General features: G+C 59.8%; 23 protein-coding genes and 2 tRNA genes. 14 read left to right on the top strand and 11 right to left on the bottom strand.

All coding sequences use genetic code 11. The features are described from left to right. Positions 1–45 precede the first annotated feature (45 nt). From AAE514_RS13565 to hpf, 7 genes are all read left to right on the top strand, one after another. Positions 46–120, top strand: a tRNA-Gln gene (locus tag AAE514_RS13565). 291 nt (positions 121–411) lie between these two features. Beyond that, the gene (locus AAE514_RS13560) at positions 412–1,341 is read left to right on the top strand and encodes a ribose-phosphate pyrophosphokinase (RefSeq protein WP_347332106.1); all 930 of its coding nucleotides are present in this window, start codon (positions 412–414) and stop codon (positions 1,339–1,341) included. A gap of 108 nt (positions 1,342–1,449) precedes the next feature. Continuing rightward, positions 1,450–2,097, top strand: a complete 648-nt coding sequence (locus AAE514_RS13555; protein WP_347332088.1) for a 50S ribosomal protein L25/general stress protein Ctc — start codon at positions 1,450–1,452, stop codon at positions 2,095–2,097. Positions 2,098–2,201: 104 nt separating this feature from the next. Further along, positions 2,202–2,786: an aminoacyl-tRNA hydrolase gene (gene pth, locus AAE514_RS13550; RefSeq protein WP_347332087.1), complete on the top strand. Its 585-nt coding sequence runs from the start codon at positions 2,202–2,204 to the stop codon at positions 2,784–2,786. Positions 2,787–2,867: 81 nt separating this feature from the next. Next, positions 2,868–3,959: a redox-regulated ATPase YchF gene (gene ychF / locus AAE514_RS13545; protein WP_347332086.1), complete on the top strand. Its 1,092-nt coding sequence runs from the start codon at positions 2,868–2,870 to the stop codon at positions 3,957–3,959. Positions 3,960–4,031: 72 nt separating this feature from the next. Further along, a tRNA-Met gene (locus AAE514_RS13540) sits at positions 4,032–4,108 on the top strand. A gap of 205 nt (positions 4,109–4,313) precedes the next feature. After that, a complete protein-coding gene (hpf, locus tag AAE514_RS13535; protein ID WP_347332085.1) occupies positions 4,314–4,649 on the top strand; it encodes a ribosome hibernation-promoting factor, HPF/YfiA family in 336 nt (111 codons plus the stop codon). A gap of 109 nt (positions 4,650–4,758) precedes the next feature. Here the strand turns inward: hpf and AAE514_RS13530 are convergent, their stop codons facing one another. Beyond that, a complete protein-coding gene (locus AAE514_RS13530; protein WP_347332084.1) occupies positions 4,759–5,295 on the bottom strand; it encodes a hypothetical protein in 537 nt (178 codons plus the stop codon). 95 nt (positions 5,296–5,390) lie between these two features. After that, the gene (locus AAE514_RS13525; RefSeq protein ID WP_347332083.1) at positions 5,391–5,621 is read right to left on the bottom strand and encodes a peptidase S14; all 231 of its coding nucleotides are present in this window, start codon (positions 5,619–5,621) and stop codon (positions 5,391–5,393) included. A 129-nt stretch (positions 5,622–5,750) separates the two neighbouring features. Between AAE514_RS13525 and AAE514_RS13520 the strand changes: the two genes are divergently transcribed. The 3 genes from AAE514_RS13520 (at position 5,751) to coq7 (ending at position 7,915) form a co-directional block, all read left to right on the top strand. Beyond that, complete coding sequence (locus AAE514_RS13520; protein WP_347332082.1) at positions 5,751–6,308, top strand: glutathione S-transferase family protein; 558 nt, start codon at positions 5,751–5,753, stop codon at positions 6,306–6,308. A 173-nt stretch (positions 6,309–6,481) separates the two neighbouring features. Then, a complete protein-coding gene (locus AAE514_RS13515) occupies positions 6,482–7,153 on the top strand; it encodes a type 2 periplasmic-binding domain-containing protein (RefSeq protein WP_347332081.1) in 672 nt (223 codons plus the stop codon). A gap of 117 nt (positions 7,154–7,270) precedes the next feature. Then, positions 7,271–7,915 (top strand): 2-polyprenyl-3-methyl-6-methoxy-1,4-benzoquinone monooxygenase, encoded by a 645-nt coding sequence (coq7, locus tag AAE514_RS13510; protein WP_347332080.1) that lies wholly within the window; start codon positions 7,271–7,273, stop codon positions 7,913–7,915. A gap of 19 nt (positions 7,916–7,934) precedes the next feature. On the opposite strand, the gene AAE514_RS13505 is transcribed toward coq7, so the two are convergent. Beyond that, on the bottom strand, positions 7,935–8,357 hold the full coding sequence (locus tag AAE514_RS13505) for an OsmC family protein (RefSeq protein WP_347332079.1): 423 nt from the start codon (positions 8,355–8,357) through the stop codon (positions 7,935–7,937). 260 nt (positions 8,358–8,617) lie between these two features. Here AAE514_RS13505 and crp point away from each other — a divergent pair, with 260 nt between their 5' ends. Next, positions 8,618–9,253, top strand: a complete 636-nt coding sequence (crp, locus tag AAE514_RS13500) for a cAMP-activated global transcriptional regulator CRP (protein ID WP_347332078.1) — start codon at positions 8,618–8,620, stop codon at positions 9,251–9,253. Between the two features lie 26 nt (positions 9,254–9,279). Here crp and trpC read toward each other — a convergent pair whose 3' ends face one another. The 5 genes from trpC to rpe form a co-directional block, all read right to left on the bottom strand. Next, positions 9,280–10,077: an indole-3-glycerol phosphate synthase TrpC gene (trpC, locus tag AAE514_RS13495; protein WP_347332077.1), complete on the bottom strand. Its 798-nt coding sequence runs from the start codon at positions 10,075–10,077 to the stop codon at positions 9,280–9,282. A 25-nt stretch (positions 10,078–10,102) separates the two neighbouring features. Next, on the bottom strand, positions 10,103–11,134 hold the full coding sequence (gene trpD, locus AAE514_RS13490; protein WP_347332076.1) for an anthranilate phosphoribosyltransferase: 1,032 nt from the start codon (positions 11,132–11,134) through the stop codon (positions 10,103–10,105). A gap of 185 nt (positions 11,135–11,319) precedes the next feature. Beyond that, positions 11,320–11,898, bottom strand: coding sequence for an anthranilate synthase component II (locus AAE514_RS13485; RefSeq protein WP_347332075.1), 579 nt, complete (start codon positions 11,896–11,898; stop codon positions 11,320–11,322). Beyond that, entirely contained in the window at positions 11,895–13,394 is a 1,500-nt protein-coding gene (gene trpE, locus AAE514_RS13480) for an anthranilate synthase component I (protein WP_347332074.1), read from the bottom strand. Before trpE ends, AAE514_RS13485 begins: the two co-directional genes overlap by 4 nt. Positions 13,395–13,681: 287 nt before the next feature. Further along, positions 13,682–14,362 (bottom strand): ribulose-phosphate 3-epimerase, encoded by a 681-nt coding sequence (gene rpe, locus AAE514_RS13475; RefSeq protein WP_347332073.1) that lies wholly within the window; start codon positions 14,360–14,362, stop codon positions 13,682–13,684. A 73-nt stretch (positions 14,363–14,435) separates the two neighbouring features. Between rpe and AAE514_RS13470 the strand changes: the two genes are divergently transcribed. After that, positions 14,436–15,560: a DUF3530 family protein gene (locus AAE514_RS13470; RefSeq protein WP_347332072.1), complete on the top strand. Its 1,125-nt coding sequence runs from the start codon at positions 14,436–14,438 to the stop codon at positions 15,558–15,560. A 7-nt stretch (positions 15,561–15,567) separates the two neighbouring features. On the opposite strand, the gene AAE514_RS13465 is transcribed toward AAE514_RS13470, so the two are convergent. After that, a complete protein-coding gene (locus tag AAE514_RS13465; RefSeq protein ID WP_347332071.1) occupies positions 15,568–16,770 on the bottom strand; it encodes an amino acid aminotransferase in 1,203 nt (400 codons plus the stop codon). A 379-nt stretch (positions 16,771–17,149) separates the two neighbouring features. On the opposite strand from AAE514_RS13465, the gene hisC reads away from it, so the two are divergent. Continuing rightward, positions 17,150–18,211 (top strand): histidinol-phosphate transaminase, encoded by a 1,062-nt coding sequence (hisC, locus tag AAE514_RS13460; protein WP_347332070.1) that lies wholly within the window; start codon positions 17,150–17,152, stop codon positions 18,209–18,211. 334 nt (positions 18,212–18,545) lie between these two features. Then, positions 18,546–20,837: a putative bifunctional diguanylate cyclase/phosphodiesterase gene (locus AAE514_RS13455; protein ID WP_347332069.1), complete on the top strand. Its 2,292-nt coding sequence runs from the start codon at positions 18,546–18,548 to the stop codon at positions 20,835–20,837. A 402-nt stretch (positions 20,838–21,239) separates the two neighbouring features. On the opposite strand, the gene AAE514_RS13450 is transcribed toward AAE514_RS13455, so the two are convergent. Together AAE514_RS13450 and rimK are read right to left on the bottom strand one after the other, a co-directional pair. Next, entirely contained in the window at positions 21,240–22,367 is a 1,128-nt protein-coding gene (locus AAE514_RS13450; protein WP_347332068.1) for a succinylglutamate desuccinylase/aspartoacylase family protein, read from the bottom strand. A gap of 12 nt (positions 22,368–22,379) precedes the next feature. Continuing rightward, positions 22,380–23,285 carry a 30S ribosomal protein S6--L-glutamate ligase gene (gene rimK, locus AAE514_RS13445; protein ID WP_347332067.1) on the bottom strand — a complete coding sequence of 302 codons (906 nt, stop codon included), beginning with the start codon at positions 23,283–23,285 and terminating at the stop codon, positions 22,380–22,382. Positions 23,286–23,329: the final 44 nt, after the last annotated feature.

The following is a 23,329-nucleotide window of genomic DNA, read 5'->3' as shown; positions in this document are numbered from 1 at the left end:
CGGACATTAAATAGCGATTTTTACAATCGCTGACACGACTGCTACTGGGGCGTAGCCAAGCGGTAAGGCAGCGGGTTTTGATCCCGTCACGCGTAGGTTCGAATCCTACCGCCCCAGCCATTTTCGTCAACGCGCCGCTGCCTCAGCGGCGCTGTTCGTTTGGGTTGAGCCTCTCCCATGAGTTAGTTTCTCGCGGATCGGATATTGGCATTAGCGCCCCTAATTTCGGTCGGCGCGAACTCCCCGCCCCTTCGGTCCCGGTTTGCGCAACACCCATAACGCAAGCAGCGATAAACACAGCGGTAGCACGACACAGCGGCAAAGCCGTAGCACAAAGGCGCCGCAGTCGAGACCGAACATCAAGACAACCAAAGCAGGGCAAACAAAAAGGTACCGAACGTGACTGAGTTAATGGTATTCACCGGCAACGCCAACCCGGACCTCTCCCACAAAATCGTGGAATGCCTGGGCATGGATCTTGGAGACGTCGCCGTCTCGCAATTTTCCGACGGTGAAATCGCCGTGGAACTGAATACCAACGTTCGCGGGCGCGACGTATTCGTGGTTCAACCCACCTGCTCGCCCACCAACCGTAACATCATGGAACTGATGATTATGGTGGACGCCTTGCGACGGGCCTCCGCCGGCCGAATTACCGCCGTGGTGCCCTACTTCGGCTACGCCCGTCAGGACCGCCGCGTGCGCTCCGCCCGCGTACCCATTACCGCCAAGGTGGTGGCCGACATGATGGTGGGCGTGGGCATTGACCGCCTGCTTACCGTCGACCTTCACGCCGAACAGATTCAGGGCTTTTTCGACGTGCCCGTGGATAACGTGTACGGTTCGCCGGTATTGCTGGAAGACGTCGAAAAGCAAAACTTCAGTGATCTGATCGTGGTCTCTCCCGATATTGGCGGTGTAGTGCGCGCCCGCGCCGTAGCCAAGCAGTTGGGTGTGGACCTGGCGATCATCGACAAGCGCCGGCCCAACCCCAATGTGGCCGAGGTCATGAACATTATCGGTGAGGTCAATGGTCGCACCTGTCTGCTGGTGGATGACATGGTCGACACCGCCGGCACTCTGTGCAACGCCGCCAAGGCACTGAAGGCCCACGGTGCCAAGAAAGTGATTGCCTACTGTACCCACCCGGTACTGTCGGGCAACGCCGTTGAGAACCTGAATAATTCCGAGCTGGATGAACTGGTCGTTACCGACTCCATCCCGCTGAGTGATGCCAGCAAAAATTGCTCGCGCATTCGCACCCTGACGCTCTCGCGCATGTTGGCCGAGGCCATGCGCCGGCTGAGCAATGAAGAATCCCTGAGTGCCATGTTCCGCTAGGCGGAGCACGGCGCTCGGTTAACCGCCGCCCGGCATAACCGGTCGGCTTTTGAAACCCCGCTAATTGTTCTGGTCGCGGACATTAGTGGATAACATCGAGGACTAATCATGTCTGAAGAGTTTAAGTTGAACGCCGAAGCCCGAGAAGACCTGGGGAAAGGTGCGAGCCGCCGCCTGCGTCGTCTCGAGGGCAAAGTACCCGCCATCGTTTACGGCGGAAAAAAGAAGCCCGCTCCCATTATGCTGAGCCAGAAAGAACTGACCAAGCAGCTGGAGAGCGAAGCATTCTTCTCTCACATTATCGAGCTGAACATTGATGGCAAGGCCGAGAATGTGATTCTGAAGGATCTGCAACGCGATCCCGCGCGGGGCTTCACCAAGCACGCTGACTTCCAGCGCGTTTCCAAAACCACCAAGCTGCACACCAGCGTTCCGCTGCACTTCCTCAACGAGGAAACGGCCAAGGGCGTCAAGGTTCAGGGTGGTAAGATCGTTCACAACATGGTTCAGCTGGAAGTGACCTGTCTGCCGGCGGACCTGCCCGAGTACATTGAAGTGGACGTGGCCGACCTGGAACTGGGTAGCAGCCTGCACATCTCCGACCTGAAATTGCCCAAGGGCGTTGAGTCCGTGGAACTGAGCCACGGTGAAGACCACGACCAGCCGGTTGTGTCCATCAACAAACCGCGCGGCATGGCTTCAGGAGAAGCTGAAGGCGAGTCGGGCGATGCAGAAGGTGGCGAAGAAGAGAAGTAAACCTCGTTCTTCGAAAACACACCCCGACGGGTTCTGCCCTCGGGGTGTTTTTCTATCTACGGGACCCGCCCCGGGGTCTTTATTTATCCAATAGGTAAAAGCCCATGGACACACCCCTGCAGCTGATCGTCGGCCTGGGCAACCCGGGCGCCGAATACGATCGCACCCGGCACAACGCTGGCGCCGACTTTGTCACCGAACTGGCTTGGCGTCAGGGCGTGACCCTCACCCCCGAAAACAAATTCCACGGTCTGACCGGGCGCATTCGTCTGGACGGGCAAGACGTGCGCCTGCTGATTCCGACCACGTTTATGAACCGCAGCGGTCAATCCATCGGCGCCATGGCCCAATTCTTCAAAATCCCCGTGGAAGCGATTCTGGTGGCTCACGATGAGCTGGACCTGCCCCCTGGCACCGCTCGGCTCAAGCACAGCGGCGGCCACGGTGGCCACAACGGCCTGCGCGATACCATTAAAGCGCTGGGCAACAATAAGGATTTCAACCGGTTGCGCCTGGGCATTGGCCACCCGGGCTCGGCGTCACAAGTGGTTGGCTATGTTCTTAAAAAAGCCCCCACCAGTGAGCAACAACAGTTGCACGACGCCATTGACCGGGCAATAGAGGTTTTACCCCTGGCGGCCCGGGGCGATTGGGCCAAGGCGATGAACCAGCTACATACAAAGGTATGAGCCTCCAAAGCGCCCTACTCTCCAAGCGGCGCGATCTGTATAATCGCGCCTGTTTTTTCACTTTCTGGCCTGGATATCACTATGGGTTTTAACTGCGGCATCGTTGGCTTGCCCAACGTGGGTAAGTCCACACTATTCAACGCGCTTACCAAGGCGGGCATCGGCGCCGAGAACTTCCCCTTTTGCACCATTGAGCCCAATGCCGGGGTGGTGATGGTGCCGGACCCCCGCCTCGAGAAGCTGGCCGACATCGTCAAGCCGGAGAAGGTCATCCCCACCACCATGGAGTTTGTGGACATCGCCGGCCTGGTGGCGGGTGCCTCCAAAGGTGAAGGGCTGGGCAACAAGTTCCTCGCCAACATCCGGGAGACCGATGCCATTGCCCATGTGGTGCGCTGCTTTGAGGATGACAACGTCATCCACGTGGCCAACGCCGTGGACCCCGCCGCCGATATTGAGGTGATCAACACCGAACTGGCCCTGGCCGACCTGGAAACCGTGGACAAGGCCCTTCAGCGTTACACCAAGGCCGCCAAGGGGGGCGACAAGCACGCCATCGCCATGAAAGCGCTCCTGGAGAAAATTCAGCCTCATCTGGACGAAGCCAAGCCCCTTCGCTCCTTCGGCCTGTCAGAGGACGAGCTGGGTCAGCTGCGGGAGCTCACCCTGCTGACGGTCAAACCCACCATGTACATCGCCAACGTGTCCGAAGAGGGGTTTGAAAACAACCCGTACCTGGACAAGGTGCACGCCATCGCACGGGAAGAGAACGCCATCGTGGTGCCCATCTGCAACAAGATGGAGGCGGAGATCGCCGAACTGGAAGAGGACGAGAAGGCCGAGTTCCTGGAGGAGATGGGCATGGAAGAAGCCGGCCTGGACCGGGTGATTCGCGCCGGTTACGAGCTGCTGGGCCTGCACACCTACTTTACCGCCGGCGTGAAGGAAGTACGTGCCTGGACCATTCCGCTGGAGGCCACCGCGCCTCAAGCGGCCGGAAAGATTCACACCGACTTCGAAAAGGGTTTTATTCGCGCCGAAGTGGTGAGTTATGAGGACTACATCCACTACAAGGGCGAACAAGGTGCCAAGGACGCCGGCAAGTGGCGCCTGGAAGGTAAGGATTACGTGGTACAGGATGGCGATGTGGTGCACTTTCGCTTCAATGTTTGAAGCGGCGGCAAATCAGTCAGAAAGGCTTGACTTTAAAGGGGCAGACAGGGAGAATACGCGCCCTAAACAAGTGGCTAGGTAGCTCAGCTGGTTAGAGCACAGCATTCATAATGCTGGGGTCGGCGGTTCAAGTCCGCCCCTAGCTACCACTTTCTAAAGAACCCGCGCACCCGCGCGGGTTTTTTTATGGTACCCATCTTGACTTTCTTTCCCGCCGGACGCATGTTCTACACTAGGTGGGGACAAAAATTCCGGCGCCTGATTCTCCCGCTCCGGATCACCTGCCCCGCCCCGCGAGGCCGGCCACCCTAGCCGCCGGTCCATTTCGAACAGGAAGAGGTATTGGGAGTAACTATGAATATACAACTGTCCGGACATCACGTGGATATCACTGACGGCATTCGCGAGGCCGTCGACCAGCGCTTCAACAAGATTCAAAACCATTACCCGGACATCGGCGAGTTATCGATGGCATTAACCGTCGAACGCCACATTCAGGCCGTGGAGGTCACCACCCAATACAAAGGCGCCAAAGTGGCGGCTCACGCCGAGTCGCAGGACATGTACGCCGCCATTGGCGATGCCGCCCGCAAACTGGATGCCGCCCTGGCAAAACGCAAAGGCAGCACCGGCGGCAATCGGCATGAAAAGCCCGTGCTCGACACCAGTGAGGAGCCGAGCGCTCCCTAACGGGCCAGCCCAGAGCAATGCCCTTTAAACACATGGCATGAAAAAGCCCCGGCGCCATTGGCGTCGGGGCTTTTTTGGTTGCCGCTTTCTGTCGGCCCCGTCGCATACCTCACTCCAGCCACACCGGGTAATAGTCATACTCGCAGTAGCTGGAATCGGTATCACACACCTCCAGCACCGCGTAAGCCTTCTGTGGAAGCTCTTCAATCAGCGGGCTGATATCGGTGATGTACTCATCCAGGCCGCACGCCATGGTTAAGTCAGAATAGTACTGACAGATCCGGATGGCGTCCTGGTCACAGGGCAGGCCCGCCCCGCAGATTTCGGTGTACACGGGAATACTGCCCGAGAGCGACGGACGGTCGTTCATTCGGAAGCTCACCTGGTAGTCCTCCAGGCTATTGACCTGCCAGTCGATCTCAAAAATGCCCGCGTCGTGGTAGGGGTCCAGGGTGAGGGCCGTTTCGTAGTCCACGGCGGTGTCCACGCCATAACTGTCGATCAAATGGTAGGCCTTAAGATAAGGCACGAAATCATCGCCGTGATGCTCGTGGTCCGACCCGTGATCGGCGTGAACCTGGCGCTCGTCACACCCCGCCAGCGCCACCATTGCCGCCAACAGAGCCATCGTCATTGTCGCTTTCATCGGCCACCCCCGGTTTCGTCTCAGCCTGGGGCCAGACTACGCCCGCCGAAGTGAATCAAAGCTGAACAAACCGCAGGCGGGAGCGGGCGCCCCGTTTAGCCTTTTTTCGGGTCCCCGGTGGAGCCCCCCGGGCCCTCTTTATCCAGCCGTTCCAGCTCCTTGCGGTAGGCTTCCAGGTCCTCCCAGTCGTAGGGGGTGCCCGCGTTGAGGTGCCCCGGGTGCTTCGCCCGCTCCTTGGCATGGGCTTGCAGGGAGTGCTCCTCCTCGTCTTGCTCGAGTTTTCCCTGCTCGCGCTCATACTTTTTCAAAAAATCCGATGCTTTCATATCGCTGCTCCGTTAACCAAAGAAGTGGCATTTTCCGTTATCATGACCAAATTCCCCAGAGTCACTGACGCAGCCACTTATCAACCACAGGCTGTTAAGGCGACATTGTTGACCCAAGGAGCCGATGCTATGCAACTGTTTGGCAGCTACACCTCGCCCTACGTTCGCCACTGTCGAATTGCCCTGCTGGAGACTGACCTATCGTGCGAGTTTGTCGAGAGCGATACCCGCACCAGTGCCGAGCGCTCTCCGACTCAGAAGCTCCCTTTCCTGCAGGATGGCGAACGCTTTCTCACCGACTCCTGCTCCATTCTCCGCTACATTCGGGAAAAGGCCAACCAGCCGTTCTTTCCCAGCCTGCAGGACTACGATGATTTTTGCCTGACCAATACCCTAATGGACTCCGCCGCCAACCTGTTTGCACTGGAAAAGGATGGGGTCACCCCGGAGCAAAGCCCTTACCTTGAGCGCCAGCGGCGGCGCATCGACACCGCCCTGGACGCCCTGGCCCAGCGCTCTTTGGCCCAGAAAGCGCCCTACAGCGATTTCGAGCTACGCCTGGGCTGCGTGCTCGGCTGGGCCCGGTTTCGCGACCGTTTCTCATTCAGTCAGCACCCATCTCTGGTGGAGTTTTACGAGAACCTGGGCCAATACGAACCGTTTGCCCAAACCTCACCCCCCGCATAAGCCCTATCGGCGCGGGCCGCAGCGGCACCGTCCAAAAACAGTTGCATTTCAGCAAGGTTTGGCGTCAAAATCTTTAAATCATGAAAACCTTGCTCACAATAATTCAAAAACGGCGGGCCCGCCCCGCTCGACCGGGGGGCCCATGGCGCCAAGCATTGGCGCTCGGCGCCGCCATGCTGGTTTGGGCCAGCGCCGTTGAGGCCAGGCCCACCATTGTATTTTCCTGCTGGATTCCCCCCAACCTGCCCCTGCACCACCACCTGACAAAGCTTTACGTCGATGCGTTCGATGCCATGGGGTACGACTTTAAAATGCACTACCGGCCGAACCAGCGGGCGCTAATGGAAGCGAGCACCGGCATTACCGACGGTGACTGCGCCAGGACCGATACCTTTGGGGCCGAGAGCGCCGCCTCACCGCTAGTGCGGGTAGAGACTCAGATTGCGAGCACCTCACTGGAGGCCTGGAGCAGCAGCCCCGCGGTAACCGTGAGCGGCATAGAAAGCCTTACCGGTCACCGGTACCGCATCGGATATGTACGCGGTCACGTGGCTGTCCAGGCGCTCGTGGAGCGTTACCCGGCCTTGCGCTTCACCCCCGTGACCAGTGCCAAACACGGCTTGAAAATGCTCAGTGCCGGGCGGTTGGACCTGTTTGTGGGGACCTCGGTATCCACCCGCCAGGAAATTGCCACCCTGCAGTTGCCGGAAGCCGTGCATTCGGCGGGGCACCTGATGGTGTTAAGGGGTCACCCCTACCTGAACGAGCAACACCGCTCGATGGCGGTCCCCTTGGCCGAAGCGTTGAAAAAGCAGATCCCCGATGGGGGCTGGCACTTCGAGTGACCCCTGGCGGGTTGAGCGCTCCAGTACACTTGCCGCTTCGCGGCGTTTCCCCCACCGCCCACCTTGGGTACAATTCCTATAGCGACCTTTTTTCTTCGGTAACCGAGGCCAATCACCATGACCCAACGTACTCTGTCAGGGCTGGACCAACTCATTGTCGGGGTTGACCGGGTCCTGCGCACGCTGACCGATACCCCTGGCGAGGAGCGCCGCCCCTCGCCGGCGAGGGGAACACCGTCCACCGAACTGGACCAGGGCGAACGCCGCCATGCGGCGGGCCTGATGCGGGTCAATCATTCCGGGGAGGTCTGTGCGCAGGCGCTCTACCAGGGGCAGGCGCTGACAGCGAAGCTACCCAGGGTGAGGGCTGAAATGGAGCTGGCCGCGGAGGAGGAGGTAGACCATCTGGTCTGGTGTCGCCAGCGCCTGAACGAGCTGGGCAGTCACACTAGCTACCTCAACCCCCTGTGGTATGGCCTGTCCTTCACTCTAGGGGCCGGGGCCGGACTCATCAGCGACCGCGTCAGCCTGGGCTTTGTGGCCGCCACCGAGGAACGGGTGTGCAACCACCTGCAAACCCACCTGGAGCAGTTGCCCGAAACGGACCTCCGCAGCCGGGCGGTGGTGCAACAGATGCTGACCGACGAGGCCAAGCACGCCCAGACGGCCCTGGCTGCGGGGGGCATGAACTTCCCGGCGCCGGTCAAACGGGCCATGGGACTGGTGGCCAAGGCGATGACCGCCACCAGTTACCGCCTGTAGCAGCCCCTTTCGGGTCTCGCTATTCGGCTTCGTGAATCTCGTAGTCGTGGGTGATTTCCACCCCAGCGGCTTCGAGCATGATGGAGGCGGAGCAGTATTTGGTGGCGGAGAGCTCCACCGCTCGCTTGACCTGGTTTTCTTTCAGGTTTTTACCGGTCACCACAAAGTGCAGGTGAATCCGGGTAAACGGCGAGGGCACGCCTTCGGCGCGCTCAGCGTCCATTTCCACGCGACAGTCGCTTACCTGCTGGCGGGACTTGCGCAGAATGCTCATAACATCGAAGTTGGAGCAGCCTCCCAGGCCGAGCAACAGCATTTCCATGGGGCGAACCCCGGTGTTGCGACCGCCGTGATCGGGCGGCCCGTCCATCAAAACGGTATGGCCGCTGCCGGATTCACCCAAAAACTGGGCCCCATCGACCCATTTCACCTGACCTTTCATTCAATTCACCTCGATAAAAAGCGGTCTAGAACTGGCGCAAAAGGGTATCACAACCCACTAACAAACCCACCATCGTCGCCAAATTCGACGTGGATCACAAAAGTTGCCCTTTCTTCTGGACATGTTGGCGCCCTAGGCTTATAACTGGTTCACAAAGTTGCTAGCATGCAAACGGTGCCAACTGGTCAGGGCTGTTGTTTCAGTTCATAATGCCCGCCAATTAACCCATTGATAACGCACAAAAAACTAGGAGCTGCACCTTGGTCGCCGTATCCTTGACACCCCACATCACCCATGTGGACGAGTTTCTCAGCCATTGCCATCGCCGACGTTACCCGGCTAAAAGCACCATTATTTACGCCGGGGACAAGAGCGATTCCCTCTATTTCATCGTGCGCGGCTCGGTCACGGTTCTCATTGAAGACGATGAAGGCCGTGAAATGATCGTGGCCTACCTCAACGATGGGGACTTTTTCGGGGAAATGGGTCTGTTCGACCAGGAAGACTCCCGAAGTGCCTGGGTTCGCGCCAAATCCGAGTGCGAAGTGGCGGAAATCAGCTACAGCAAATTCCAGGAGATCGCCAGCGAGAATCCGGAATTTGTCTTCGCCCTAAGCAGCCAAATGGCCCGGCGCCTGCGCGCCACCACCCGGAAAGTCGGGGACCTGGCCTTTTTGGACGTCACCGGCCGTGTGGCCCGGACGCTGCTGGATTTGTGCAAGGAGCCCGATGCCATCACCCACCCCGATGGGATGCAAATCAAAATTACCCGTCAGGAGATCGGCCGGATTGTGGGCTGCTCCCGCGAAATGGTGGGCCGGGTATTGAAAACCCTGGAAGATCAGGGGTTGGTGGAGGTGCGCGGCAAGACCATGGTGGTTTACGGTACTCGTTAGGCGGGAAATGGTAGGGGCCAGAGCCCCTACCGGAAAAACCGTGCCAAAGCCTCGCCCGGGTTGTCCTCCCGCATAAAGGCCTCCCCCACCAAAAAGCTGTGCACGTCGCGGCGTCGCATCTCCCAGACATCGTCCGGGGACAGGATACCGCTCTCGGTGACCACGATGCGCTCGCTGTCGATGGCCGGCAGCAGGTCATAGGTGGTTTTCAGGGTCACATCAAAGGTATGCAGGTTGCGGTTGTTGATACCGATCAACTTATTGGGCAGCTCAAGGGCCAGCTCCAGCTCCCGCAGATCATGCACCTCCACCAGTACATCCAGCCCCAGCTCCATCGCCAGGGTATTCAGAGCCCGCAACTGAGTCGGCTCGAGCGCGGCGACAATGAGCAGGATGCAATCCGCTCCCATGGCCCGGGCTTCGTAGACCTGATATTCATCGATGATGAAGTCTTTGCGAATCACCGGCAGGCCCACCGCTTCGCGGGCCTCCTCCAGGTAGCGATCCGCGCCCTGGAAGAAGTCCACATCCGTCAGCACGGACAGACAGGTGGCTCCACCGCGCTCGTAACTGCGCGCCAGCTCGGCGGGCTCAAAGTGTTCGCGGATGACGCCCTTGCTCGGGGAGGCTTTCTTGATTTCCGCAATCACAGCCGCCTGCCCTGCTTCTATCCGGTCGGCAATGGCCTGAACGAAGCCCCGGGTCTCGGGGGCGTGAACCAGCGTCTGGCGCAGCTCGTCCAGTGGCTTTTGTTGCTTGCGCTCGGCCACCTCTTCCTGCTTGCGTGCGATGATTTTTCTTAGCACCGTTGGCGTATCGCTCACGGGGTATCCTCTTGTCTCGGTTGGTCTACTTAAAGCAGTGGGTGAAGGAGGCCAGCTCACGAATCTTCTCACCGGCCAAGCTGCTGCCAATGGCATCGCGCGCCAACTCCACGCCCTCATCCAAGCTCTCGGCCACACCACTGACGTATATGGCGGCGCCGGCGTTCAGGGTAATAATATCAGCGGCCTTTTCGGCGTACTGGCCACGGCGATTGCCCAGGGCGTCCTGAATCAAAGCCAGGGACTCGCTCGCGTTGCTCACCCCCAGGCCGATCAGGCTCTTGCTTTGAACGCCGAAGTCCTCGGGTTTAATCACATACTCGGTCACTTTGCCGTCTTTCAGTTCCGCCACCTGAGTTTCCGCCGCCAGGCTGATTTCATCCAAGCCATCTTTGGCGTGGACCACCATTACATGTTCACTGCCCAGGCGGTGGAGCACCTCGGCCATGGGCCGACACAACTCGCCGTTGAATACGCCGATCACCTGGCGCTTGACGTTGGCCGGGTTGGTGATCGGGCCGAGCATGTTGAAAATAGTGCGCAACCCCAGCTCTTTACGCGGGCCCACGGCATGCTTCATGGCGCTGTGGTGCACGGGGGCGAACATAAAGCCCACCCCGATTTCCCGCACACAGCGGGCCACCTCTTCCGGGGTTATATTGAGATTAATGCCCGCCTCTTCCAGCACATCGGCGCTGCCAGTGGCGCTGGAGACGGAGCGGTTACCGTGCTTGGCCACACGCCCGCCCGCGGCGGCCACGACAAACGCACAGGCGGTGGAAACGTTAAACAGGTTGGCGCCGTCGCCACCGGTACCGCAGGTGTCCACCAGGTAATCGGTGTCGATCTCAACGGACTGGGCGAGCTCGCGCATGGCCAGCGCCGCCCCGGTAATTTCGTTAAGGGTTTCACCCTTCATACGAAGGCCGACAAGAAAGCCGCCAATCTGCGCATCCGTGGCACCGCCGGTCATAATCTCTGTCATCACCGCAGTCATTTCCTCGGTGCTCAAGTCGATCTGCTCGACCACGCGGGTCAAGGCTTGTTTGATATCCATGTGCTTCTCCCGTTTATTGTCGTGAGTTTTTACAGCGTTCTCTCGCTCCCCACGAACAGGGCGTCTCTTATCGGTCGTTTATCATTTTTTGTGGATGCTACCAACGGCCCTTCTCAACGTTTACTGCGGCGCTTCGATTTTGACACGCCCCTTTTACTTGCGCAAAAAGTTACTTGCGCAAAAAGTTACTCGCGCAAAAAATTGTTCAGCAGCTCGTGCCCCTGCTCCGTCAGAATGGACTCGGGGTGAAACTGCACCCCTTCCACCGGGAGCGTCTTGTGGCGCACGCCCATGATCTCCGCCGGGGAGCCATCCTCGTTCTGGGTCCAGGCGGTCACTTCCAGGCAGTCGGGCAGTGTGGCCCGGTCAATCACCAGCGAATGGTAGCGCGTCGCTTGCAGCGGGTTGTTCAACTGGCGAAACACCCCCCGGTCGGTGTGGTACACCGGCGAGGTTTTGCCGTGCATCACCTTGGGGGCGCGAATCACCTCGCCGCCAAAAGCCTGACCGATGGCCTGGTGCCCCAGGCAAATACCCAGCAACGGCACCTTGCCCGCATAGGTTTTAATCACCTCCAGTGATACGCCGGCTTCATTGGGTGTGCAAGGGCCGGGGGAGATGACAATTTTTTCGGGGTTAAGCCGCCCCACCTCTTCGACGGTAATCTCATCGTTGCGCACCACCTTGATGTCGGCGCCCAGCTCCGCGAGGTACTGCACCACGTTGTAGGTGAAGGAGTCATAGTTGTCGATCATCAAAATCATGATTGTTCTCCACCCTGCTCGGTTTCACCCCGGTTAACCATATCCACCGCCCGGAAAATGGCGCGCGCTTTGTTCATGGTTTCTTTCCACTCCAGCTCGGGCACCGAGTCGGCCACAATACCGCCGCCGGCCTGGACATAGAGCTTGCCGCCCTTGATGACGGCGGTGCGAATGGCAATGGCGGTGTCCATATTGCCGCTCCAGCCGATGTAGCCCACGGCCCCGCCGTATATGCCGCGCTTCTCGGTTTCCAGCTCGTCGATGATTTCCATGGCCCGAATTTTCGGGGCGCCGGACAGGGTGCCGGCGGGCAAGGCCGCCCGCAGTACGTCCATCGCTTCAAGGCCATCCAATAGCTGGCCGGTGACGTTGGAGGTGATGTGCATTACGTGTGAGTAGCGCTCCACCACCATTTTATCGGTGAGCTTGACCGTGCCAGTTTTCGAGACGCGGCCCACATCGTTGCGGCCCAGGTCGATCAGCATCAGGTGCTCGGCGATTTCCTTGGGGTCGTTAACCAGGTCCTGCTCCATGGCCAGATCCTCTTCGGGCGTGCGCCCGCGTCGACGGGTGCCGGCAATGGGGCGAACCGTGACCGCGCCGTCTTCCAAGCGAGCCAGAATCTCGGGGCTCGAGCCCACCACCTGGTGGTCTCCCAGGTCGAGAAAATACATATAGGGGGAGGGGTTCAGGCAACGCAGGGCGCGATACAGGTTGAGTGGCTCCGCTTTATAGTCCACCGATAAGCGCTGGGAAGGCACCACCTGCATGATGTCCCCCGCCAGCGTGTATTCCTTGATCCGCTCCACGGCGTTTTTGTACCCCGCTTCGCCCATGTGGGAGGTAAAGGTCTGCTCCGGCCCTTCGGTTTTGGGCAAACCCACCTCGGGGACCGGCGGCACCGGAGCCCGCAACTGCGCTTCGAGCTCCAGCAACCGGGCCTGGGCTTTCTCGTAAGCGTTTTCAAGCTCCGGGTTGGCGTGCACCACGAGAATCAGCTTGCCAGCCAGGTTATCGAACACCAGCACTTCATCGGAGACCATCAACAGAATATCCGGCGTACCCAACGCATCCGGCGGCATGGAGGCTTTCAGGTGGGGCTCCACGTAGCGCACACAGTCGTAGCCGAAATAGCCCACCAGGCCGCCGGTAAAGCGCGGCAGTCCGGGCAAATCCGGGGCGCGGAAGCGGTGTTTGTATTCCTCCACAAAGGTCAGCGGGTCCTCGCACTGAAACGACTCTTGCACCTCGCCGTCGCACTCGAGCTGGACCCGGTCACCGAAGGCTTTCAAAACCCGGCGCGCCGGCAGACCGATCATGGAATAACGGCCCCACTTCTCGCCCCCCTGTACGGATTCAAACAGGTAGGAGTAAGGCCCGCGGGCCAATTTCAAATAGGACGACAGAGGGGTGTCCAGGTCCGCGAGGACCTCGTGCATTACCGGAATGCGGTTATACCCCTCTTCCGCCAATCGGGAAAATTGTTCGGGAGTCATGCTTATACCTTTTTCTTTCACGACCACTCACGCGGCAGCGTGCTCAATCAAACCGTCAGTGGTATTTGCGTATACGGCGGCCCGGACAGGCGCCAAATAGATGCCGAGACGACGGGCCCGGCGCAGGCCTGGACCCAATAGTTAAGCTAGCTACGCCATCGGGCGGGCGCAGCGGCGGGGATGTACAGATACAAGCCTGACGAGATCAACGTGCTTCTCCTCAATTCAACGTAGCCCGAGTTTACTCAAAACCGGCCGCCGGGGCCAGCCCCGGCGCGGGCCGCACATCACATTTCTGCAAGCTGAGCGCGCATGGAGCCGATCACGTCCCCGTAATCCGCCGCGTTGAAGATGGCCGAACCGGCGACAAACGTATCCGCTCCGGCCTCCGCTACCGAGTGCAGCGTTTCCAGGTTAATGCCGCCGTCCACCTCCAGGCGGATGTCCTTGCCGCTGGCATCAATCATCTCCCGCGCCGCCCGCAGCTTATCCAATGTGGCGGGAATAAACTTCTGTCCGCCAAAGCCCGGGTTCACAGACATGACCAGCAGCATATCCAACCGCTCCAGGGAGTACTTCACCAGCTCCAGACTGGACGCCGGGTTCAGCACCAGGCCCGCCTTACACCCGGCGTTCTCGATCAGTTGCAGGGAGCGATCCACATGCTTGGAGGCCTCCGGGTGGAAGGTGATAAAGCTGGCTCCTGCGTCGGCAAACTGCTCGATCAGGTCATCCACCGGCTCCACCATCAGATGAACATCAATCGGCGCCTCAACCCCGTAGCGGCGCAACGCTTTGCATACCATGGGCCCGAATGTCAGGTTGGGCACGTAGTGGTTGTCCATCACGTCGAAGTGAATCATATCGCCACCGGCGGCCAGTACCGCCTCGGCCTCCTCTCCCAGACGGGCAAAGTCGGCGGAAAGAATGGACGGAGCGATCTTGTAATCCCGCTTCAAGTTCTGCATAAAGTATCCGATGACCTTTGATAGGGTTTTCTCCATTGTAACCAAAGTTACCCACGAATAGGCAGCGAAGCGGATGATGCCCCAACGTACCCCTACGGTCCAGGCCCTCTCCCGGGGGTGGCTATGCTTGCTATTGAGCCTTACGCCTCCCCTGGCAGGCGCCCAAAACAACGGTGCCCCCGCGCCCTTGACCGAAGAGGCGGCCACAGCCGATGAGAAGGAGGCCGCGAATGAGGCGCCCGCCGAAACGGCCGAACCACCACGTTTCGCCTCCCGCCAGGAACGGGACCGGGAGCTGCTCGCCGAGCGCTTCCCGGAGGAGGCCCGGTGGTTGACCCTCCCCGAACCCGAAGGTCGCGCCCTGGCGCTGTATCGCCCGGCCATGGCCGTGCCCAAAGGCGCTCTATTAATGTTCCACAGCGCCGACAACCCTCCGCACTGGCCACCGCCACTGGCCAACCTCCGCCAGAGCCTGCCCCGCCATGGCTGGGCCACCTTTGCGGTCACCCTGCCGCCGCCGGAACCGCCTCCCATTCCCGAGCGGCCAGCCCCCGAGCCACCACCCGAACCGGAGAAGACGGAGGAGCCCGGCGCCGAGGAAGACGCCGAGGAAAATGTGGAAGCGCAAGAGACGGCCGAAGCGGACACTGAGATCGAAGAAGCGCCCCCGGAAACGCCGCTGCCGCCCCGACCGGAACGCATTGCCAATCATGTGGAGGCTGCCCTGCAGTGGCTGGCGCAGAATGGCCAGGGCAATTTGGTGGTTCTCGTGGACCCCGTATCGGCGCCGGAGGTGTTGGCGACCTTGCAGCCGCAACTGGAAGCGGGGGCTCAAGGCAAGCCCCCCTCTACCGGCGAAAGCCCTCTGAGCGGACCGGTGCGGGCGCTAATTGTCGTCAACCGGCATGAGGGCGTGGCGCTAAGCAACGAGCAGCTGAGCCAGGTTTTCGTGGTCCCGGAGCTACCGGTGCTGGACGTGTTTGTCGGCCCCACAGCCCTTTTACAGAAGCAGCAACGCCGGCACCGGGATATCGCTCGCCGCGAGCGGCTGAATCGCTACCAGCATTTGTTGGTCGGCGCCCCTGACGTCCACGACCCGGAAAACGAGCGCAGCTTTTGGGTTCGCCGGATTCAGGGGTTTATGCAGCGCCAAGCCGAAGGCGTCGAGGTCAACGTGCCCGCCAACCGCCGACGCTGACAGCCCGTTAGACGCGGCCTTTGGTCACCTCGGCAATGGCCGCGCTCACATAATCAACCTTGTCCAGATTCAGGCCCGCAATATTGACCCGGCTATTATCGGTCATATAGATGCTGTAGTCGGCCTTCATGCGGGCCACTTCCGCCTCGCTGAGCCCCAGGAAGGAAAACATACCCCGCTCCCGCGCGATAAAACCGAAATCCCGCCCCGGCACCGCCTGGCCCAGTGAGTCCACCAACGCATGGCGCAGGGTTTGGATGCGCTCACGCATCTGTGCGAGTTCATCCCGCCAGCGTCCGCGCAGCTCTTCCGATTGCCAGATACCGGCCACCAACGCACTACCGTGGGCCGGAGGCATGGAGTAAAGCCCGCGCGCCACGCTCAGCATCTGGGACTGGATGGCCTCTGCCTGCCCCGCGTCCGCGCCCACCACGGCCAAGGCACCGGCCCGTTCCCGGTAGAGGCCGAAGTTTTTGGAAAAAGACACGGCCAGAATCACCTCCGGTAATTTCTCGGCCATCAGTCGAGGACCGTAGGCGTCTTCTTCCAGCCCTTCCCCAAAACCCTGGTAGGCCATGTCGATCAGAGGCACAAAGCCCCGCTCCGCCGCCAGTTCGGTCACTTGGCGCCACTGCGCGGGCGAGAGATCGGCACCGCAGGGGTTGTGACAGGACGCGTGCAGCAACACCAAGTCCCCGGCCGGGACCTGCTTGAGGGCGGCGACCATGCCGTCAAAGTCGAGGCTGTGGCGCTCGAAGTCGTAGTAGGGATACTCCTTGAGCTCCAACCCGGCGCTGCCAAGCAGCGGTACGTGGTTGGCCCAGGTGGGTGTGCTGACCCAGACCCGGGCGCCGTGCTGGGCCCGTTGGATGAGTTCGGCGGCCAGGCGCAGTGCGCCGCAGCCGCCGGGGGTTTGTACGGTGGCGATGCGCTTTTGCTCCAGGGCCGGGTGCCCTTCTCCAAAGGCGAGGGCCTGGACGGCGTCGTTGGCGCCGGGGTAGCCGGCCGGTGGGGTGTAGGCTTTGGTGGTTTCGTTTTTTTGGAGCTGCGCTTCGGCTTCCCGCACGGCGGCCATGACGGGGGTGATGCCGTGGGCGTCCCGGTAGACGCCCACGCCCAGGTCGACTTTGTCGGGGTTGGGGTCGTCGCGAAAGGCGATGCTGAGCCCGAGGATGGGGTCGTTGGGTAGTTTGGGCAGGGGTTCGAACATGGGGCGCTCCTTTGATTCACACTTGCGGGGGATTATAGAGGTTTGGTGGTTTGTTTTGGTGTTGGGTTGCGGAGTGACATTGAAGTCCGGCGGAGAGCGGGTGTGCGTGTAGGGTATGGTAAGGCGGTAGCCGCCACCTACCATTACCACCCATCACACCCCGTCGCACCGTTATGGTTTTTGTGGCAGGTGGCGGCTGACGCCTTACCGTGCCCTACGCGGTTACCCCCCAATGCGTAAAACGCAGGATGTGAGGTCAAATTTGGCATTGAGGACTTGGAAGGGGTAAAGCCTTCCAAGGCCGGGCTTTCCGAAAAACCTCGAAGCGCGCCGCCTCATGTATAATGACGCTTTTACCCCAACGCCGAAGAAGGTCTTTATGTCGCGTTACTGGAGTGAGCTGGTTCGTCAGCTGGAGCCCTACGTGCCCGGTGAACAGCCCAAAATCGAAGGGCTGATCAAACTTAACACCAACGAAAGCCCCTACCCCCCCTCACCCAAAGTGCGGGACGTGCTCAACGGCGAGGCCGTGGACAAACTGCGGCTCTACCCCGACCCCAACTCCAGCCGGCTTAAACAAACCATCGCTGACTACTACCAGCTTAAACCCGAAAACACCTTCGTCGGAAACGGCTCCGACGAAGTGCTGGCCTTCGCCTTCATGGCCTTCTTCAAACAAAGCAAACCCCTGCTGTTCCCCGATATTAGCTACAGCTTCTATCCCGTCTACTGCCGCCTGTTCGGCATCGAAGCCCAGCGGCAACCGCTGACCGACGACCTGCGCATCGAACTCGAGCAGTACCCCGCCGACAACGGCGGCATCATCTTCCCCAACCCCAACGCCCCCACCGGGCGGGCCCTGCCACTGGAAGAGATTGAGGCGCTGCTCAAGCGCAATACCGATAGTGTGGTGCTGATAGACGAAGCCTACGTCGACTTCGGGGCCGAGAGCGCCGCCCGGTTGGTGGACCGCTACCCCAACCTGCTGGTCAGCCAAACCCTCTCCAAATCCCGCTCGCTCGCCGGCTTGCGGCTCGGTTTCGCCCTGGGTGCGCCCGACTTGATTGAGGCCTTGGACCGGGTCAAAAACTCCTTCAACTCCTACCCGGTGGACCGGCTGGCCGAGGCCGCCGCCGTTGTGGCGCTCGAGGATGAGGACTACTTCCGCCAGTGCCGGGACAAGATCGTCGCCACCCGGGAATGGACCCGGGAGCAACTGCAAGCGCTCGGCTTCAACGTCATGCCCTCCGCCGCCAACTTTCTATTCGCCCAGCCCCCCGAGGGCGTGGATGCCGCCGAGCTTGCCGAGCAGCTGCGGGAGGCGCGCATTTTGGTACGGTACTTCAACAAGCCTCGGATCGAAGGCTTTCTCAGGATCACCATCGGCGATGACGGACAAATGCACCGCCTACTGGAGACCCTCCACACGCTCCTACCCTAAACCTACACACTCTCATACCCTAAGAGGTTCCAATCTGGGGGGCGCTAGGACCTTGATTCTTGCGCCAGTACCAGCTTATGATGGGACTTATATCACAAAAAACAATAACCCTAGCATCAGGTCGTTCGGCTGATGCTAAGAGGATTACGCGCACCGGGAGTGCTTGCGTAGTGCTTAAGGGTCGAATAATTAAACTGGCGTCTATGGCAGTTAACACAAAAATAAAGGACCTTCCGAGCGCTGAGAGCGCCTTTACAAGGATTTGATACCAGCCCCGGCGATAACAGAAGGCTGCGTTCAATGTTAGCCATAAAACCACCCGGACTGGGCGACTATGCAGACGAGACTTACAGCGGTTGAGCTGATCCAGCGATTCCAAAAACTGTTCACCGACCTGAACCACGAACAAATCGCCGAACGTTTGGTGAAGCTGGTGATGACCAAGCCCACCATCACCCGTGCCGCCCTAATCATCGAGCGAGACCAGCGGCTGTTTGTCGAGTCCATTGCCCAACTCGACCCCCTCGGGCGCACGAAAGCAGACACCCTCACCACCGCCCTGCAGACGCTCAAAGGCTTCCCCCATAACCAAATCGAACGGGCCTTTAGAGAAGGTCGATGCATAGTGCTGGACCACTCCGCCATTGTGCGCGTCGGCCACGATATCGTGCCCAAGGGGGTGCGCTCGGCCTACCTTTACCCGATATTCGAACACAACCGCCCCATTGCCGCGTTCTACCTGGAAAGCCGGGAAGAGCTGCCCCTACTGGAAACCAGTGTCCAAGAGCTGGATACCGTCTGGGCTTTCAGCGGCCTGCTGGCGCGCCAGATTATTGAGATGTGGCGTCACGACGAGCAGAGCGAACGTCATCGCCTGGCAGAGCAGGCCTTGTGGGCGAGCGAAACCTACCTGCATGCCATTTTGGATCACTCTCCCGCGCTAATCTCAGTAAAAGACCTGCACGGCAATGTGGTGCTGGCCAGCGAACACTATAAACAGCTGCAAAACGTCGATGAACAAGGTTTTGTGGGTAAGAATGTGTTCGACGTTTATCCCAAGGAAACTGCCCAAACGCTTTGGGACATCGACCTGGCCACCACGGATAAGCAGCAGACCTTCGAGAGCGAGCTGGACCTGATGCACAAGGACGGCACCCTGCACACCTACCTGATGGTGAAATTCCCCCTGCGCAACCCCAACGGGGATGTGTTCGGGGTCTGCACCATCTGTACCGATATCTCCGAGCGCAAGCTGGCGGAAAACGCCCTGCGCGAGCAGCAGTCGCGCCTGAACTACATGGCCTTCCATGACTCGCTCACTGCCCTGCCCAACCGCTCCCTTTTTTACGACCGCCTTTACCATGGCCTGGCCCGCACCCGGCGCACCAATGGCAAGCTGGCGTTAATGCTGCTGGATATTGACCGTTTCAAAAACATCAACGACTCCCTCGGCCACGACTCCGGCGACCTGTTGCTTAAGGCCATCGCCATGCGCCTGAATGAAGGCGTGCGGGATATGGACACCGTGGCCCGCCTGGGCGGTGACGAATTCGTGGTGGTGCTCGAAGGGGTGAACGACATGGAGGACGTGGTCTTCATCGCCAACAAGCTGCTGGTGACCCTGGCCCGTCCACTGGAAATCGCCGGCCATGAAATTACCACCACCGTCAGCATCGGCGTGAGCGTTTATCCGGATGACGGCCTGGACACCGACGAGTTGCTAAAGAACGCCGACATCGCCATGTATAAGGCGAAGGAAGCCGGTAAAAACAACTGCCAATTCTACACCAAGGGCATGAGCGCCACGGCGGTCAATTACCTGCTGCTGGAAAACGACCTGCGCCGGGCGGTGGAACAAAACCAGCTGATTTTGCATTACCAGCCACAAGTGGATTTGAGAACCGGCGAGTTGATGGGGGCCGAAGCACTGGTGCGCTGGCAACACCCGGAGCGCGGTCTGGTCTCCCCCGCGCACTTTATTCCCTTGGCCGAGGAGACCGGGTTAATCGCCCCCATCGGTGAATGGGTATTGCACGAAGCCTGCCGACAGCAAAAGCTCTGGCTGGATTCGGGCAAGCAGGTCGGCCGCGTGGCGGTCAACCTATCGCCTCGTCAGTTCCGCCAGCGCAACTTCCCCGAGAAGGTGGAGAAAATTCTGCGCGATACCGGCCTACCCCCGGAGTGTCTGGAGCTGGAGATTACCGAAAGCTGCGCGATGGAGCACGCCGGCGAGACGATCAATCAATTAAAGCAGCTCAATCAGATGGGGCTGTTTCTGGCGATTGATGACTTCGGCACCGGTTATTCGTCCCTGGCGTATCTGAAGCGTTTCCCGATTCAGAAGTTGAAGATCGACAGCAGTTTTATCCACGATATCCAGAGCGACCCGAATGATGCGGCCATCGCGAAGTCGATTATCGGGCTGGCGCACAATATGCAGCTGGCGGTGGTGGCCGAAGGCGTTGAAAAGCCGGCCCAAGCAGATTGGTTGTGTGACGAGGGCTGTGACCAGGGCCAGGGTTTTTTGTTCTCCAAGCCGCTCTCGGCCCGCCAGTTCGAGAGCCGTTTTGTGGGAGGACATTTTTCGTTTGACGGGAATGTCGTTAAGCTTAATGCCCTTGCCTGATTTCTAACACCTTCCTTCGTAAGCTTGACGGCCACTTCGTAGAAAGTTCGGGGCCGCTACCGGGTAGGGTTTTCTCAAAACGCGATGAATACGTCCCTGTAGCTCCCTCACTTCGTCCCTGAAGTGAGGGTTTGAGAAAACCCTACCCGGCACCGTCCCCTCTGAAGTAAATTCTAGCGGCGTGTAACCTCACCATCCCTATCGAACCGGCGAAGGGTTCTTACAGAGGAAGGGCTTGATGGCTCCAACGAGGGCTCGATGTCGGGGGCTTTGTTTTCAAACCCTCACTTCAGGGATGAAGTGAGGGAGCTCCATGGATGGATTTATGTGTTTTGAAAACAAAGCCCCCGATAGCGAGACCGGTCTTTCTAAAAGGCTCCCACCCCCACACAAGCTGGACCGTTAATTTTCGAGAGAATCATCCCAACCAATGAAGAACGGCTCTTCTTCTTGGCTGCTGAAGCGTTCGTGGAAGCCTTGAAGTTCATTGGCGACCTGACCGGTTTGGCGTTTGAAACTGGCCAAGTGAAAGAGCGCTTCCCCCTCGTGAACCAAAGGCAAGTTCGTCGAGCCAATCACAATGGCTTCGTCCGGCGCCAATACCGGAGACTCATTCAACCCCAGCGGGTCGGCAATAATGCCGAGCACCTCGCCCTTCTTCACACGCGCGCCCAGTTGCGCACGGGTGCGCATCACGCCACTGAGCGGCGCACGCACCCAGCGGCTGTCATCGGCAATCACCGCTTCGTGCACCTTCGCCGCCCGCTTGCGGGCCGGGAGCATTTTCAGCTCCCGCATCACATTCAAAATGCCGCGGGCGCCCGCGCGAATGCACAGCTCATCGAAACGCAATGCCTCCCCGGCCTCGTACAACAAGAGGGGAATGCCCATATCCGAGGCTGTTTCCCGAAGCGAGCCATCGCGAAGCTTCGCATCCAGCACCACTGGGGTGCCGAACTGCATCGCCAGGTTACGGGTTTCCTCCTGGCTCAAATCCGCGCGAATTTGCGGCAGGTTGCTGCGGTGGCGCGCGCCGGTATGTAAATCAATACCGTGGGTACAGTGTTTGAGAATGTCCCGAACAAAGGTGCTCGCCACCCGTCCGGCCAGCGAGCCGCGTTCACTGCCGGGGAAGCTGCGGTTGAGGTCTCGCCCGTCCGGTAGATAGCGGGACTGGTTGAGAAAACCGTGGACGTTCACCACCGGAATGGCCAGCAGCGTGCCTCGCAACTGATTGAGCTGCTTGTAGTCCAGCAAGCGGCGAATAATGTCCACGCCGTTAAGCTCATCGCCATGAATGGCCGCACAAACAAACAGACAGGGGCCCGGGCGGCGGCCATTGATGACATGCACCGTCAGCTCCACATTCGAGTGGGTGTACATGGCCGCCAGGGGCAGGTCGACAGAAGCGCTCTGCCCGGGGGCGATCTTTACGCCTCCGATTTCCAGCGTGCGGTTTTTCTCGCGCGCCTTTTTCGAGGTCGCGCGGGGCGCTTTCGCCCCCTCGCTTGACCCAACGTCGTCAGTCACAGGAGTGCCTCTCTAGCCTTTGCCTCGGGTGCGGGTTTTGTGGGGCTTGGCGTTCTCTTCCACATACTTAATAATAAAACCCGCCACGTCCTTCTGTGTCGCGCCCTCGATCCCTTCCAAGCCGGGAGAGGAGTTGACTTCCATCAATAACGGCCCGCGACTGGAGCGCAACAGATCGACACCGGCCACGTTCAGCCCCATGGTCTGGGCGGCCTTGACGGCGGTTGCCCGCTCGCTCGGGGTCAGCTTGATCAACTGGGCGCTGCCCCCCCGGTGCAGGTTGGAGCGAAATTCCCCGTCCATGGCGGTGCGCTGCATGGCGGCCACCACTTTGGTGCCGATCACCAGGGCCCGGATGTCACTGCCGCCGGCCTCCTTGATGAACTCCTGCACCAAAAACTCGGCGCGCAGCTCCCGGAAGGCCTCAATCACACTTTCGGCGGCCTTGGCGGTTTCGGCCAGGACCACGCCGCGCCCCTGAGTCCCTTCACAGAGTTTAACCACGAGGGGAGCACCACCGACCAGCTTGATCAGGTCCTTGGTGTTGTGCACCTGGTAAGCGAAACTCGTGCTGGGCATGCCCAGCCCCTTGCGAGAGAAAAGCTGCATGGCCCGCAGTTTATCCCGGGAGCGACCCAGGGCCACTGACTCGGTCAGGCAGTAAACGCCCATCATTTCAAACTGGCGAATCACCGCCAGACCGTAGTGGGTGACGGAGGCACCGATGCGCGGAATGATCGCATCATAGCCCTCAAGCTTGGTCCCCTTGTACCAGATACTGGGGTGGGAGGGAGTAATGTCCATGTAGCACTTTAAAAAGTCGAGCACATGGACTTCATGACCGCGTTGCTCGGCGGCCTCAATCAGCCGACGGGTGGAATACAGGCGGCGGTTGCGCGAGAGAATGGCAATTTTCATAGAGTATCCAATGATTCCTTACAATGGTGTGTAAGACTATAGTT

This window comes from Marinimicrobium locisalis (assembly GCF_039822625.1).
GTDB lineage: Bacteria > Pseudomonadota > Gammaproteobacteria > Pseudomonadales > Cellvibrionaceae > Marinimicrobium > Marinimicrobium locisalis.
Note: the sequence above shows the minus strand (reverse complement) of the source record. Positions and strands in the feature narration are given on the sequence as shown.